Genomic DNA, 13816 nt, shown 5'->3' with positions numbered 1-13816 from the left:
CCCGATGATAGCCACTACGCTTTGTGTCACCTCCAGCCACTTCGCTAGATCTCCCAGTTCTGTGATGCTCATAGATCGCCCCTTTGGATGCAGTTTGTGGCGCTATCGACACCTATGCGGTTACCGCTTACGTTCTCAGTCTAAACGGAAACGTGCCGACGGACAGCAAGCTCGACAAAGAGTTGCTGTCGAAAGTCAAGATGCCGAACCGGGACAGCTTCATTCCGGATCAGTTTTCAAGCTCGACAGCGAACCCAAGGCGCCGCCCAACCGGGGCAGCGCCTCCGTAAGCTCTCGCGCGGGGCTAAGCCGAATCAATTGCGTCCGAGTGGAACGCGAAGGGTCGAGTCGACCACCTATTCGCTACTTCACCACCTACGAATATCCGCGTTTGGCCCGTAGCCGACATTGGCTGCCTGAGCCGCCAAGGTCCGCTTTCAGATGTAAAGCGGACCTTGCTTGGGATGGGCCTAGCGGCGGCTTCTCTTGGCCGCTTTCCGGAGCCGAGCGCAAATCCGCAAGCGCGATCCGGTGGCCGCATCCGTTTCGCGCAACAAGAGGCTGAACGGATTGGCTTCTTAGGTCTGGATCACTGCTACATAGTTGGTCGCGGCCATACTACTAATGGATGACCCGCTTTGCGCGGTGAACTCCCGTTCACATGACATTTGCATACGAACTCAATTGTAAGCATGCGCTTCTATCGGCCGTGAGGGCTCAAGCCATGACGAAGTACTTTTCGACGCGCATCATGACCGATGTGCTTGTAACCCTGGTATCTGTAGCGATAATCACGACTGCGGCGATATCCCTGGGCGAGCCCATTCGGGCCGGCATCGCTGCTTCTATTCCAACCCCATTCGATCTCGCGATGGAGAGGACGCTCGCTACCGCCCAACCGAGCGAACTGAAGCTTGCCCACGCGCAACCGACATGCCGACTTCGTTCCGCTCCTTTGCAATGGAACGTGGACTGGCTTTTCGGGCCGCCTGTAGATCGCGGTTGATGAGAGCTCGTGAAGCAGCGGTGGCGTCGCTAGAACGCGATGACTTTTCTTCGAATCGTCATCCCACTCTAGCTTTTTGTTTGAGCATGATCTTTTTCGGAAAACCGGTCTCCACTTTTCCGGATCATGCTCTAGGCATCGCCATTTAGCGGCCCAGCCGCCTTTGCTTCGCTACTCGGGACAAGCGGACATCACCGGTTTGAAACCAGGGCCTATTGGAGCCCCCTGAGACGGGCGGGCCTACTCTATTTCTACGCCGATCGCCGAACTATTTGGTCTACGGGATTTTATCCGTTCTTCGGCAAACGAAAAAAGCACTGGATTACAGGACCACACGACTTAGCTGTCCGTGAGCGCCACGCTCGTCAGTCGTGACACCCCGTCCACCGCATCTCACCACAACGTTCGTGACGATCGCGACACCCCCCCCCGCATTCGCGCTGAGACGCGCGGGTCCTCGTCCGGTTCTGCTTGAACTTGGTCTCAAGAACGGGTCTTTAGACAAACCCGCATAATCGAAGCCAGGATCAGCATCGTCACCGAGATGGTGGAGCATTCGCAAATATGATGAATCTATCGATTTCGTTGCTTGTGTTCGCGCTGATATTTGGCGGCGCCTTGGCTGGGATGGCCGTTCGGCCGTTGTTGTCGGAACATCACTTGCACTCGGACTCCAAGGACGTCGTAAAGCTGACCGCGGGCCTGATTGGCACACTGACCGCACTCGTGCTGGGTCTGTTGATCGCATCCGCAAAAACCACGTTCGACCAGAAAGCAAACCAGGTCCGGCAGTTGACCGCAACGATCATCCTTCTGGACGATCTGGTTACGCAATATGGGCCGGAAGCAACCCCTGTCCGAAAGCTCCTGCGGGAGAGCATACCACCGATGGCTGATCGCATTTGGCACGAGCAAGCGAACTCAGCCGGGAAACCCGCGCGCTTCGAGTCCAGCGTAGAGGCGTGGACATTCTATAATGAACTCGAACGGCTATCGCCGAACAGCGATATGCAACGTTCCCTGCAGTCTCGCGCCATTGCGGCTTTCACAGATGGCGCACAGATGCGACTGCGGTTGTTTACGCAGGCCGGCAGTTCAATTCCGACGCCTTTTCTGATAATCATGGTATTTTGGCTGAGCGTGATCTTTGTGAGCGCCACCCTGTTCGTGCGGGCGAATATGGTCGTCACCATCTCGCTGTTTGTATGCGCGCTGTCGTTTGCCGGTGCGATCTTTCTGGTTTTGGAGCTGGATGATCCCTTCACGGGACTCATGGGGATTTCAAGCTCGATATTGCGGAGTGCGCTCCCGCCGCTGCACTCGTAGGTTCTGATGGTTGAAGCAACTTATATAAGGCCGCGGATCCGATCGATCCTGCCCGTCCAGAGGGGCTGAGCAACCAAGCGGCCTGCGCGCGGGGCGGGCCGCGTCTTACCACCAGCGCGGTTGCATCGGTTGATAGTTTTGGCCGGCGCGCGGACGCGGATTGCCAGGTTGGGAGTTCCAATTGGGCTGGAAAAAGAAGCCGAAGCCGTTGTTGTTGCCCCAGTCGTTGCCGCTCGCAACCGGGACATCGACGACCGTAGGCCGGCGCATCTTGAAGCCGCCCTGGGGCTGGTTGTTCAGCACCGCGACGAACTCGGTGCGATAGTTGGTCTCGCGGCTCAGCGGCTCATCCGAGACGACGATCGAGGATCGCGGCAATGCAGTCGGCGCGATGCGATCGAGCACATCCTGCGGGATGGTGATGCGGTCGAGCGCGTCCTTAGCGTCGTCCCCGCTGTCGATCGTGACCGCGGTCCAGCGCAGGCCCGCGTCGTTGCGCGCCATCGCCGTGAACACATGCGTGCCGATCTGCTTATCGGGATCGCGGATCGTGACCGGAACCTCAATGGTCGCATCGAACACCTCGCCTCCGTCCGGCCACTGCTTGTGAGTGTTGCGCCGCACGTAAAGCTTCTGCGTCGCGCGGCTGATGTAGACCGAGACCGGCTCGAGCGCGAGCTTCGCCTCGCTCGCCGCCTTGGCAATGTCGACCTTCTTGGTCTGGGCCGCTTTGGCGGCGTCCTTTGCAGCGGCGACGGCGGCAAGCTTCGACTTCGCGTCGGCCTTGGCGGTGTCGAGCTGCGTCCCCGCTTCCGTGGCCCTCAGGGCGGCCTTCTCCTTCTGCTCCTCGGCCCGCGCCTTGGCCTCGTCCGTCTTTGCGGCGGCAAGCGTCTTGTCGGCGGACGCGAGCGCGGCGTCGGCGCGGGTCTTGAGCCCCTCCAGCTTGCGCAGCGACGCCGTAAGCGATGCTGTCTCGCGCGCCGCTGTCGCGGCGGCTTTCTTCGCCTCGTCGGCTGCCTTGGCGGCCTCGTCCGCCTCGCGGGCGAGCGTCTCGGCACGCGCCGGAGCAGCCGCGACGGCCTCCGCGTTCGGCACGAATAGCACGGGGTGGGAAAACTCGACGGGAGTCGCGTCGTTCGGCGAGATGATCACCCGCATACCGATCCGCGTCTTGTCGAACAAATTCTCCGCGAGGTCGTAGGGCATCCGCACGCAGCCGTGCGAGGCCGCATACCCGGGCAGCGGGCCGCCGTGCAGCGCGATGCCGTTCCAGGTGATGCGCTGCATGTTCGGCATCCAGGCATCGTCATAGAGGGTCGAGTGGTGGTCCTTGTCCTTCTCGATGACGGCGAAGATGCCGGCAGGCGTCTCGCGTCCCTTGGTGCCGGTCGACACCGGCGCGCGCAGGATCCAGCCCTCGGAGTCATAGAAAGTGACCTGCTGGGTCTTGATCGACACGATCGCCATGATCGGCTCGCCTGCATCGCGCGGCGCCGTCGCCTCGGTGGGCGCAGAGCGCGCCTGTCTCGCCGCGGCGTCGGCGGTCAGCGCCGCCAGTGCGGCCAGCGCCGCGAACGTCACAATGGCGGGCCTCCCCCAACGCCGCGTCTCCACGGTGGATTGCGCCGTGATGAACCGATTTACCATGCCATGTCCCGGTTGAAATGCCTGTCCGCGTCCATCCAGATCAGCGACCAGTCTATTTGACTCACCCCGATACGGCTAGACCGTCTCGATGTCGGCTCCTGACGCGGAACCGAAGTTACGCGCTGCGCCAAGATGTGATGATGTCCCTGGACCGCGACAAGTTCGTGGCGTCGCGTCTACGCCACAGACCGCATCCAGGCGGCGAAGGCCTCGATGCTGGCTTGGCGCGGGTGGTCCGGGACGTGGACGACATAGAAGCCATAACCCGGCAGCGCCAGATCGTGCGCCTTCACCAGCGCGCCGCTTTCGATCTCATGGCTCACCACGACGTCGCTGCAGATCGCGATCCCCTGCCCCGCCGCGACCGCATCGATGGCGTGGATCTCCTCGCGGAAGCTCAGGTCCCAATGCTCGGTTGCAGCAGGGATATCCGGGTCCACGGAGCGTGCGACGGCGAGCCATCGCGACCAGCTCGGCGGCTCGCGATCCCCGTTCAGCCAGTCGTAATGGATCAGCGGATAGTGCAGGAGGTCGGCGGCGCGCGTGATCGCCGGCACGCCTTCACCCAATAGCGCCGGGCTGCAGACCGGGAAGAAACTGTCCCGGAAGATTTCCCGCGCGACCAGATCGGTCGGCATCGTCCGGGCGTAGCGGATCGCGAGATCGGCATCTCCTGCGCGCAAATTGAGCACGGCGTCGGTGCCGATAATCTCCAGCCGGATCTGCGGGTACAGTTTGCGCCATCGCGGCAGGCGCGGCACCAGCCAGCGGCTCGCAAACGCGTTCGGACTGGTCACGCGCAACGTGGTCCTGATGGTCTTTGCCGACACCGCGGTGACGACGGACGCGAATGTATCAAAGCCGTTCCGGATCACCGGAAACAGCCGCTCGCCCGCATCGGTCAGCGCCAGCGGTCGCGGGCGCCGGCGAAACAGCGGCCGTCCACATATCTCCTCGAGAATCCTGACCTGATGGCTGATGGCAGTCGGCGTGACGCCGAGCTCCGCCGCCGCTTCCCTGAAGCTCAGGCGTCTGGCAGCGGCCTCGAAGGCGCGAAGGGATCCCAGCGGCGGGAGCTTTCTCATGCCGGCAGTCTAGATGAATCCAATTCATCCAGCGACTGAGATATTCGACTTTGCCGCGACAAAAGCGCCGTGAGACCATTGCGGCCGCCGGTTCAGCAGCATCGGACCCAACATGCGGATCGATCATTCTCCTGTCGTCGCGCGCTATCTGGAGGCCATTGCGGGGCTTGCTCCGCTGGTCGCGGAGTTGCGCGAGCAGTTCGATCGCGACCGCCGGCTCCCTCCGGCGATGTTCGCAGCCCTCGCTTCCGCCGGCCTGTTCCGGCTGTGGCTTCCCAAGGCGTTGGGCGGGCCGGAATTGTCGCCGCTCGAATTCATGGCGGTGGTCGAGCACGTCGCCGCGCTCGATGGCTCGCTCGGCTGGATCGTCGGCAATGGTGCGGGCATGAGCCGGATCGGCGGCTATGTCCCCGAGCCGGTTGCGCGCCGCTGGTTTTCCGATCCTGGGGCCTTCATCGCGAGCGCGACGGGCGCCATCGGCGAAGCGCTCCCGTCAGACGGCGGCTACCGCGTCTCCGGACGCTGGCCGTTCGGCAGCGGCGCCCATGGAGCGACACTGTTCATGGGTCTTGCCGCCGACAAGACGGATGGCGAAAGCCGGCTCTTGTGTTGCTACATGAACCGCGAGGCCGTCGAACTTGACGACACCTGGCACGTATCGGGTCTCCGTGGCACCGGAAGCTGTCACTTCCAGGTGCGGGATGTGTTCGTGCCTGCCGCGCACACGCACAGCTTCCTGGAGCCGAGCCCGTCGCAACCCGGCCTTATGTTCCGCCTGCCGCCCGCAACCCTGTTTCCCTGGACAATAGCGGCCGTGCCGCTTGGGATCGCCCGCGGCGCCATCGAGAGCTTCGTCACCCTGGCCGAAACCAGATCCCGGAGCGGTAACTCGGCCGTGCTTCGCGACCGTGAAACGGTGCAGGCCGACGTCGGGCGGGCGGAAGCGCTGTACAGGTCGGCGCGTGCCTTCCTCGCCGATGCGATGACGGACCTCATGGCGGACGCCGAGCGTGGCGAACCGACGACGAATGCACGCGCCGCCTATCGCGCGGCATGCGCGAATGCTGCGGAGAGCGCATCGCGGATCGTCCATCTGCTCGCGGCGGACGCGGGCGCGATCTCGATCTTCGAATCCTGCCCGCTGGAGCGGGCGCTCCGCGATATCCAGGCAGCAAGCCAGCACGTGGCGATGAGCCCGAACAATTACGTCATCGCCGGCCGCATCCGCCTCGGCCTCGATCCCGGCACGGCGAGACTTTGAGACGTCGGCGAAGCCCTCGGTGCAACTGAGAACAAGGAGCTTCACGCCGGCTCCAAGACGTCCTCTCGCGCGGCCCCATGCTGTTCAGCCGGCGCAAGGAAACTGGCAAAGACGTCGCCGTCGAAAAGACCGTCCGCCTCGAGATCCACGCGTACCCAGGACGGATCGTGGCTGTCAACTTCGATCACGTTCAACTCGGTGCCGGCCGGAAGCGTCTTGTCGGAATCAAAGTTCGTTCCTGGCCCGCCTCGCAATTTGAGACCACCGCGCGCGATCACCACATAGCGTCCGGTCGCAATCGCTCGGCCGGCATCGACGGTGCGGGACAATTTCAGGTACTCAAAAATCCACTCGCCGTAATACTTCCCGTCGCTAAGGTGTCCCTGCTTCAGCCGTTTGGCAGGGTCGTACCTGCCGGTATTGTAGACGATCGCGGCCATCGCGAATTCAAGGTCGGTGAGGCTCGTCCTGGACTCGAAGCCATGGCGGGGCGGTGGCGGACTTGACAGCATTCGCGTCACCTCCCAGTCCGTCTGAATTTCAAAGGCGCGGGCAGCGTCGGTGCATGTTGGCCGGAGCAACAACCGATCAGTTTTCAGGGGGTAACGAGGGATCGTTTCGATGGTCAGCTTCGCAAAGCTCCAGTATTGACCGTTTCAACACAATACAGGCAGCGGGCGCGTCCTCGGGTACAGCATCTCGTATTTGCATTCGGCAATTTTGACATTGAACCACCCGGACAATAGGCGAGCACACTGCTATGTCGCCTATTTGCTCCTATCCGACCAACGCGACACTCGACCCAGCGTCGGCTGCAAAGTGTGGGTCGGACGTGATCAGACGCAACCAATCGCCGCAAATGACCCACGGAGTTCGAAGGAGATTAGCAACCTTCGCTACGACAGGCCGTTATGTTGGCATCACCGGCAAAAACCACGGGGCTCCGTAGGCGCCCGGTGGCTGAGAGCCCGATTGCGCTCCCGCCTGCACAATATGGAGGAGGGCATGATCAAGCGTCGTCGCTTCAGGAACACCACTTTGGAAGAAGTGCTCGCGGACCAGGCACAGCGTCTGGCGAGGGAGGCCCAGGGCATCCCGCCCGGCTACAAGAGGCAGCGACTCGTTCGCAAAGCTCGGCAAGCCGAAACAGCTTCTCACATGATTGATTGGATAATGTCGCCCGGACTGCAGCCGCTGAAGTAAGAAGGCCGCCTCAGCAGGCGGCCTCTTTCATTTCGAATGTCATCTGTTGGCCCTTCTCAGACGGGGTCCGCTTTGCGCCAAGGGCTGCCGCTACACGCGCGCCGCGCCTAACCCAATTCCGAAAAAGAGGTAAACGGCCCCAGGGTTACATCCGAGGAGCAACAACATGACCCTACAAATCCGCGAGGTAGTTCCGACCAGGATCGACTGGTGTGTCTCCGCTATCATACGCAACACGATGCCGCCCCGAGATCCCGATGACGACGAAGAGGACGCGGACGACGACCAAGATGACGAAGAGAACGGAACCGACGAAGCGCCGGTCGTGCGCGAGCCGGACGAAGACTAAGCAGGATGCTTTAGGATTGGCATAGCCTGAACTTCGGAGGACATGATCCGCAACCCATGTGCGGCGCGCTGCCTCGGCTTTCAGGGCTCTTCTAATCCCGAGTGCACCGACCAACATCAAACGGACGACGGTTCTCGGCGGAGCGACCTCTCGGCATTCACTGGTGCAGGAGACGAGCATGACCCTCATATGGCTTGGTGTGCTCTTTGTTTTCGGCGGCGTGCTCCAGATGGTCTTTCAGCCAATCTGGCGAGGCCGATTAAGCGGCGGAAGGCTGCTTCGCTCCGGGCGTGACACACTGGAACCAGAAAGACCGGGTAGCGGCTTCGAAATCAAAGCAAATTGGCCTGGACTTGTGCTGGTCGCGCTCGGCGGTGCTTTCTTGCTGGCCGGAGCTGTCATCTGAGTTGAAACGAACCTCGTTAACGTCTCGGGCATGGCGCGCACCTCAGTGCTGCAGCCATGTCTCTTCTTGGACCCGGAGCGGACACGAGAAGGGATTTCGTCTGTCACGCTGGGGATTCCGGCTTTCTGTCTGGACGTTCAATAAGTTCATATATGGGAACGTGGGTGCGTTCCGACCACGATTCTAGCGCGGCTCCGCAGACCGCGCAGATCGCGTCGCCCGTATGCGGCACCAAGAACTTCTCTTCAGTGCGTCTATACTCGGCGCCGCAATTGCATTGAACAATTGTCGCCATGCCCCGACTATGCGCTTGGGAACGTGAATTTGCCATCGCGAACGCCACAGCAAAAATATCGCCCCGGCATATGGCATATGAAGCGCGCCTGACGGTCACTCTTGGCGGCCATCCTTATTTCGAGGCCGATCCAAGCGACGAAACGCACACCTTCGTGAATGGTCAGTGCTCCTTCCATGGTTCTCTGGCCGTCAACCAAAATCCAGTGCTATAAGAAGGGGTGTGGTTTTGTTTGCGTCGGCTGAGGGGCGGGACAATGCCAATCAATCGGCTATTGAAAGACAAGCGCGCGCCGGAAGAAATCGAGCTTTTGAACAAGGCCTTCAACCACGCTCTAAACTTGCTGGGCGTAGTTGATCGCAACGACCCGTTTTGCGATATGGTCGCTCGCAAGGTTATCGACGTCCGCGCGACAGGCATTAGCGAGCCGCGAGAGATCGCGGAGATGGCTGTGCTCCGGATTGGCCTTCGGTAAGGCCGCCTCAGTCGGCGGCCTCTTTCATTGCGCCATTTCGCGAATGTTGCCTGTTGGCTCCATCGCTGAAGACCGCATTGAAGATTGCCGCGCGGTAGACCGGGGCGCTTGGGACAATAAGTCTGTCGGAGCCGGACGACGGTCCAGGCTGGACGGTCGGTCGATCTGCCGAACTCGCATAGTCGCCGGACTTTCCACGGAGGATGCCAGTACGATCTGAATGCTCTTGAAGGGAAAGGACATCGCATGCACCCAGCAATCATGGCCGTGGTGGCGGCTGCTCAATTGGTGACGCCCATTTCCGAGGCCGTCCCAAAACTCAATGTCGAAGCCACCTGCAGAGGGTCTGTGGAAGCGGATAAGGCGATGGGTTTAGCCTTACCTCAAAGCTTCGATAAGTGTATGAGCGATGAGAACTCAGCGCGTCAGCAATTGGACGCGATTTGGCTTTCGTACTCCCCGACCGTCAGAGTCCAGTGTGAGGGAGAGGCGACGGCCGCCGGCGACCCGAGCTATGTCGATCTCTTGACCTGTCTTCAAATGACCAATGGATCGGTCACGACCTCGACAACTGCTTTGAGGGGCGCGAGCAGAAAGAAAAAGGCGCCGAACTAAACGTGTATTGCGGCAGCGAGGAAACGTCGATTCCTAGCTTCGCCAAAGGCGATCCAAAACCATAGCCCTGACCAAGTTTCCGACACCGGTCCAACGGCCAAGCCGCGATTTGGTGTGCAAAATGCCGACGTCTTCAGCATCCGAACTCCCCACGAAGATCTTTCGCGCTTTCATAAATCGCCAGCTAAGCGGATTTCGCTTCTGAAACACCATCTGAACGTCATGTTGCAAGTATCCGGACAGGACGATGGGCGGCGGAGCGAACACCTCCGGCAATGCCGAGGACAAATTGCTGTCGGTCAGAACTTTCCATCGCGAGTGTCCGCCCATGAGCGGTGACCGCAAGCTGAACACCACTCGTCCTATCCTGGTTTCGCGGATGGCATAAGAACACATCGCGCAAGGCTCAACGGTCGAATAGAGCGTGCAATCATCAAGGCTGGTCGCACGGAGCGTCTTCTGGGCTGAAGCAATTGCAACCATTTCGGCGTGTCGCGTAACGTCCCGTTCGACCTTGACCATATTGAGGGATTCGCAAATGAATTGGCCTCGCCGAGCGATGACGGCCGCAAACGGGTATTCCCCGCTTTGACCCGCGGATTGGGCGAGAGCGATGCAGCGACGCATCATGATCGAATCCAACTCTGGGTCAGACATGCTCATGGGTGCCAGCAGACGTTTGCGCAGTTTTCTCCCACCTCGTGAACGATGTGTCTGCAACGTTCGCTTGGTTGTTGCTGCACCAAAAAGGAATGCTCCGCCTCTTGATTGCGTGATTGGTCGCCCGACAAGCGTGTCAGGCCGCTTTGACGACACGAACCGTGCAAGACTAATGTCGGGTTCGCAGTGTTGACTATGCAGATTCGGAACGTCCGCCCGCTTCTTATGAGCGGTCCTTAAATCGTCCTTCGGCTCCCTTCCCTCCAAACCGCGATTGCGCAGCGGTCGCAAGAGTGATGGGTTGGCACGAGCATTTCTATTTCGTTATCCTCGGCCGCGAAGGTGTCGGCGGCGTTGGCGCCGCGGGCGACAGATTGAACGTCAGCCAGATGTTCCAGCCCGCAGGCCGATTTTCATTGGCGAATTCGCCGTAGGCCTTCAGGTTGAGATAGCCCTGCAGGTCTCCGACCGGGAAAATGTAGCCGACCTGCGGTCCGACGCCGACCACCCGCGACTGGAAGCAGCCGACACGATTGCCGGAGCCGCTGTCACAGCCGATCTGCTGGTAGAGGTAACCCACGAGGCCGACCTGCCACTGCTTGGTCAGGAATTGCGATACGCCCCAGTCGAGGTGCATGTCGACGCCGCTCTGATATTGCGTAGCAGGATTGATGAAGTTGTAGGTGAATCCGAGCACCGCCGAAGCTTCGTGGCCGGTCTTCGGGTCGAAATAGGTGTAGCCGCCGCCGACGTCGATCGCCCAGTGCCCGAGCCCCAGATTTGCAAGACGGGATGACTCGTAGGCCCCGACCGGGATGTCCCCGGTGATGTAGGTCATGTAGTTGTGAACGCCGGAATTCCACTTCAACTGGAAAAACGGGATCAGATCGCCAAATGCGGAGAGCGAGCTATCGATGCTGTCGAACCGCGAGAACGGAAACGCGCCGCCCGGCGTTGTCAGTGTTCCCGTGAGCTGTCCCGCCAGTGATGTCGAGTTGTTGCCGTACGCTGCCAACAGGACGGCAGAGGCCTGCGCGCCGAGCACGGGTGTCTCAAAAACGTAGGTAGGGGCCACCAAGCCCAGATTGGCGGTTGCATTGACCCTGGCGTTCACGGTGGCCGTCAGATTTGCGGGAATGCCACCGATCGTGATCTCCCGTGCCCGCGCCACGTCACCGCCGGCGGAAACCTGCGTACGATAGTAAATCGAAGTTATCTGCCAACCCGGCTGTTGGGGAGTAGCCGCGAGGCTACCGAAGAAGCCGGGTATCCAAAAGCTGATACCGCCCTCATCGGCGCGCGCCACATCATAGGGAAGCACAAGCAAGGTCGTAATTGCTGCCGCACTCAGCCGGCAGACAAAACCGGCCGTCGATATCGATTTCCCGCCCTTCATCCGCCAATCCCCCCTTTATTCCACCGCTCCTCCGTCACAGCCGAAGAACGATCCGACATGCGAGGGACCGGAAACGAGCAGATGCTACTACAGCGCGTCTACGTGTGATCGGTGCTTTCGCAACCTGTGCATCCTTAGCGAGAGACTGTGCCTTCCATGCCACAATTTCCCGGAGGAAAATACTTGCTGGTTTTGCCGATTCTGCATAGCGCCGCACGATTTGCGCCTAGACTGTTTCGATCAAAGCGACTGCTTTTCGAAGCCCGACGTCGTCGACCTCCTCGTTTGAGGTGAATGAAAAATGGCCCTCAGAAGTTTCGCTGAACGCGAAGCTCCAGATGGACTGCATCCTGGTCCTTGAACTCGTAGCGCGTCGAAGGCTTCGGAGCTGCCGCCCCGAGGACCGCGGAGCCTTGGAACTTCTGGTCGAGGTGAAACCACTGCACTTCCGCCGAGAAGGTCAGGTTCTTGACCGGTGTCCAGCGGGTCACCGTGCCGAGCTGCGAGACGTTGAAGTCGGGATTGCAGACATAGTCGGCGCTCACCGCCTTGGCCGGCGTGGTGTAGTTGGCGCAGATGAATGCCTTGGCCGTGCCATCGTAGCGGACCACCGAATAGCTGCCATAGAGGCTCGTCGACCAGTACGGATCCCAGTTGTGGTTGAATGCGCCGCGGACGCCAATGGCCTCGGTCAGATGCAGCGAGCCGTCGCCGCCGGCTGCGACCGGCAGGTAGACCGCATCGGTAGTGGCGCCGAAGCCGATGCTCTGATAGGCCGCCGGATTGCCGGTGCCGCCGAACAGCGCAAAGCTCGGCGAGGTCGAATCCGTTCCGATGACGTATTTCGTGGCTCCCTTGGCATAGCTCGCATCGAGTTTGATGTCGTCGGCGGTGCCGGTCGGCAGGTTCTTGATTTGCAGGGCGGCCATCACCGCGCCACCCCATTTCGTGTCGGGGTGACCGCTGATCTCCGACAACGCAGTCGGCGCCGCACTCGGCAAGCCGACCGCGCCGGCCGGTGCGCCAGCGGTGTTGAGGACGTTATAGGAGGCGTTCACCTCGTGCGCCGCTGCGGAAATCTGGAACAGCCCCCAGGCCTGATCGACGCGGATATTGCCGACGACCTCAGGCGCATGAACGCCGGCATAGGCGTTGCCGGTGTTCAACGTGGCATTCAGCGGCAGCGACAGATTGTAGACGGCGGTACGGTCCCACACGGTGGGATCGTCAAGTCCGATGCTGCCGGTCACGCCGTTGCCGAAGTCTGCGGTGTACTGGATGTTGTTGGTACCGCTATTGTCGCCGCTTTGGCCCCCCAGCAGGAACGACGAGTTGTTGCCCGGAGTACCCTGCCAGGGCGACGCGTAGGCGGAAGCTGATTTACCGAAGGTGAATCCCGCGAACTGGACGAAGAGATCATAGATGGCGACATAGCCGCCGCCGGGGGTGTCGAGCAGGTTCGAGTTCGCGACTGGAAGCGAGCCGTTGATCGAGTTCGGGTTGAAAGTGCTGCCGCCCAGCGTGGTGAACTGGAATTTGCTCGAAGCGAAGGTGCGGACCACCCCATATTCGGTGGCGGTGCGGGTATCGACCGTCAGCACCATGCGCGAGCGGCCGACGAAATAATCGAAATAACGGTTCCGCTGCCCGGCATCGCCATTCCACGCCGGCTGGCCGTGGGCGGCGCCGCCGTTGAAGGTGACGTCGGCACGCACATAGCCGCCGAGCTTGATGCAGGTGTCGGTACCCGGAATGAAGAAGAAGCCTGCGCCGTATAGCGAGCAGACCTTCACATATTCGACGGCCTTCGCCTTGACCGGCAGATCCGCCGCTTGGGCGCCGCCGGCGACCATCAGGCCAGCCATCATTCCGAGAACGAGATTCCGCGCCCTTTTCATTCCGGGGCTCCTTCCCGTGACTCATGCAGGTGCGTGCACCAAGAGTGAATCCAAGACGGCCGGCAGGCAATACGTGCCGATGAACCGCATGCAACTGGCTGGCCGATGTGATCTTTCTGCCACGCCGGCCGGACACAGCGGAGAGGATGTGAGTTCGCATTCTCGCGGCACGAGATGCCCGAGCTGTGCGTACG

Annotated in this window: 13 protein-coding genes and 2 pseudogenes; 9 read left to right on the top strand and 6 right to left on the bottom strand. The window is 60.9% G+C overall.

Annotation, left to right across the window (positions count from 1 at the left end):
• Window positions 1-107: 107 nt before the first annotated feature.
• From CWO89_RS48185 to CWO89_RS30365, 3 genes and pseudogenes are all read left to right on the top strand, one after another.
• Window positions 108-290, top strand: a pseudogene (locus CWO89_RS48185) (hypothetical protein); the annotation flags it as partial.
• A gap of 434 nt (window positions 291-724) precedes the next feature.
• A complete protein-coding gene (locus CWO89_RS30370) occupies window positions 725-1006 on the top strand; it encodes a hypothetical protein (protein WP_130582231.1) in 282 nt (93 codons plus the stop codon).
• Window positions 1007-1570: 564 nt separating this feature from the next.
• Entirely contained in the window at window positions 1571-2332 is a 762-nt protein-coding gene (locus CWO89_RS30365) for a bestrophin-like domain (protein ID WP_130582230.1), read from the top strand.
• A 105-nt stretch (window positions 2333-2437) separates the two neighbouring features.
• On the opposite strand, the gene CWO89_RS30360 is transcribed toward CWO89_RS30365, so the two are convergent.
• Window positions 2438-3979, bottom strand: coding sequence for a L,D-transpeptidase (locus CWO89_RS30360; protein WP_130582228.1), 1542 nt, complete (start codon window positions 3977-3979; stop codon window positions 2438-2440).
• A 176-nt stretch (window positions 3980-4155) separates the two neighbouring features.
• Window positions 4156-5064 carry a LysR substrate-binding domain-containing protein gene (locus tag CWO89_RS30355; RefSeq protein WP_130582227.1) on the bottom strand — a complete coding sequence of 303 codons (909 nt, stop codon included), beginning with the start codon at window positions 5062-5064 and terminating at the stop codon, window positions 4156-4158.
• Between the two features lie 112 nt (window positions 5065-5176).
• Between CWO89_RS30355 and CWO89_RS30350 the strand changes: the two genes are divergently transcribed.
• Window positions 5177-6325, top strand: a complete 1149-nt coding sequence (locus CWO89_RS30350) for an acyl-CoA dehydrogenase family protein (protein ID WP_130582226.1) — start codon at window positions 5177-5179, stop codon at window positions 6323-6325.
• 41 nt (window positions 6326-6366) lie between these two features.
• On the opposite strand, the pseudogene CWO89_RS30345 reads toward CWO89_RS30350, so the two are convergent.
• Window positions 6367-6804 (bottom strand): annotated as a pseudogene (locus CWO89_RS30345) (SH3 domain-containing protein); the annotation flags it as partial.
• 526 nt (window positions 6805-7330) lie between these two features.
• Between CWO89_RS30345 and CWO89_RS30335 the strand changes: the two are divergent.
• The 5 genes from CWO89_RS30335 to CWO89_RS30315 all read left to right on the top strand — a co-directional run bounded on the left by CWO89_RS30335 (window position 7331) and on the right by CWO89_RS30315 (window position 9668).
• On the top strand, window positions 7331-7528 hold the full coding sequence (locus CWO89_RS30335; protein ID WP_130582225.1) for a hypothetical protein: 198 nt from the start codon (window positions 7331-7333) through the stop codon (window positions 7526-7528).
• Window positions 7529-7694: 166 nt separating this feature from the next.
• Entirely contained in the window at window positions 7695-7877 is a 183-nt protein-coding gene (locus tag CWO89_RS30330; protein WP_130582223.1) for a hypothetical protein, read from the top strand.
• Window positions 7878-8055: 178 nt separating this feature from the next.
• Window positions 8056-8283 carry a hypothetical protein gene (locus CWO89_RS30325; RefSeq protein ID WP_130582222.1) on the top strand — a complete coding sequence of 76 codons (228 nt, stop codon included), beginning with the start codon at window positions 8056-8058 and terminating at the stop codon, window positions 8281-8283.
• A 551-nt stretch (window positions 8284-8834) separates the two neighbouring features.
• Complete coding sequence (locus CWO89_RS30320; protein ID WP_130582221.1) at window positions 8835-9053, top strand: hypothetical protein; 219 nt, start codon at window positions 8835-8837, stop codon at window positions 9051-9053.
• Between the two features lie 246 nt (window positions 9054-9299).
• The gene (locus tag CWO89_RS30315) at window positions 9300-9668 is read left to right on the top strand and encodes a hypothetical protein (RefSeq protein WP_130582220.1); all 369 of its coding nucleotides are present in this window, start codon (window positions 9300-9302) and stop codon (window positions 9666-9668) included.
• Window positions 9669-9701: 33 nt separating this feature from the next.
• On the opposite strand, the gene CWO89_RS30310 is transcribed toward CWO89_RS30315, so the two are convergent.
• The 3 genes from CWO89_RS30310 to CWO89_RS30300 all read right to left on the bottom strand — a co-directional run bounded on the left by CWO89_RS30310 (window position 9702) and on the right by CWO89_RS30300 (window position 13622).
• Window positions 9702-10325 (bottom strand): nucleoside deaminase, encoded by a 624-nt coding sequence (locus CWO89_RS30310; RefSeq protein ID WP_245476655.1) that lies wholly within the window; start codon window positions 10323-10325, stop codon window positions 9702-9704.
• Window positions 10326-10644: 319 nt separating this feature from the next.
• Window positions 10645-11724 (bottom strand): SphA family protein, encoded by a 1080-nt coding sequence (locus CWO89_RS30305; RefSeq protein WP_130582218.1) that lies wholly within the window; start codon window positions 11722-11724, stop codon window positions 10645-10647.
• Between the two features lie 308 nt (window positions 11725-12032).
• Complete coding sequence (locus tag CWO89_RS30300; RefSeq protein ID WP_130582217.1) at window positions 12033-13622, bottom strand: porin; 1590 nt, start codon at window positions 13620-13622, stop codon at window positions 12033-12035.
• Between the last annotated feature and the right edge of the window lie 194 nt (window positions 13623-13816).

It is taken from the genome of Bradyrhizobium sp. Leo170, assembly GCF_004296405.1.
Lineage (GTDB): Bacteria > Pseudomonadota > Alphaproteobacteria > Rhizobiales > Xanthobacteraceae > Bradyrhizobium.
Note: the sequence above shows the minus strand (reverse complement) of the source record. Positions and strands in the feature narration are given on the sequence as shown.

What these genes read in the sequence shown, in the direction of transcription:
- CWO89_RS30365 (WP_130582230.1), top strand. Translation starts at nt 1,571, where the DNA reads ATGATGAATCTATCGATTTCGTTGCTTGTGTTCGCGCTGATATTTGGC.
- CWO89_RS30335 (WP_130582225.1), top strand. Translation starts at nt 7,331, where the DNA reads ATGATCAAGCGTCGTCGCTTCAGGAACACCACTTTGGAAGAAGTGCTC.
- CWO89_RS30370 (WP_130582231.1), top strand. Translation starts at nt 725, where the DNA reads ATGACGAAGTACTTTTCGACGCGCATCATGACCGATGTGCTTGTAACC.
- CWO89_RS30330 (WP_130582223.1), top strand. Translation starts at nt 7,695, where the DNA reads ATGACCCTACAAATCCGCGAGGTAGTTCCGACCAGGATCGACTGGTGT.
- CWO89_RS30320 (WP_130582221.1), top strand. Translation starts at nt 8,835, where the DNA reads ATGCCAATCAATCGGCTATTGAAAGACAAGCGCGCGCCGGAAGAAATC.
- CWO89_RS30310 (WP_245476655.1), bottom strand. Translation starts at nt 10,325, where the DNA reads ATGTCTGACCCAGAGTTGGATTCGATCATGATGCGTCGCTGCATCGCT.
- CWO89_RS30355 (WP_130582227.1), bottom strand. Translation starts at nt 5,064, where the DNA reads ATGAGAAAGCTCCCGCCGCTGGGATCCCTTCGCGCCTTCGAGGCCGCT.
- CWO89_RS30315 (WP_130582220.1), top strand. Translation starts at nt 9,300, where the DNA reads ATGCACCCAGCAATCATGGCCGTGGTGGCGGCTGCTCAATTGGTGACG.
- CWO89_RS30325 (WP_130582222.1), top strand. Translation starts at nt 8,056, where the DNA reads ATGACCCTCATATGGCTTGGTGTGCTCTTTGTTTTCGGCGGCGTGCTC.
- CWO89_RS30300 (WP_130582217.1), bottom strand. Translation starts at nt 13,622, where the DNA reads ATGAAAAGGGCGCGGAATCTCGTTCTCGGAATGATGGCTGGCCTGATG.
- CWO89_RS30360 (WP_130582228.1), bottom strand. Translation starts at nt 3,979, where the DNA reads ATGGTAAATCGGTTCATCACGGCGCAATCCACCGTGGAGACGCGGCGT.
- CWO89_RS30305 (WP_130582218.1), bottom strand. Translation starts at nt 11,724, where the DNA reads ATGAAGGGCGGGAAATCGATATCGACGGCCGGTTTTGTCTGCCGGCTG.
- CWO89_RS30350 (WP_130582226.1), top strand. Translation starts at nt 5,177, where the DNA reads ATGCGGATCGATCATTCTCCTGTCGTCGCGCGCTATCTGGAGGCCATT.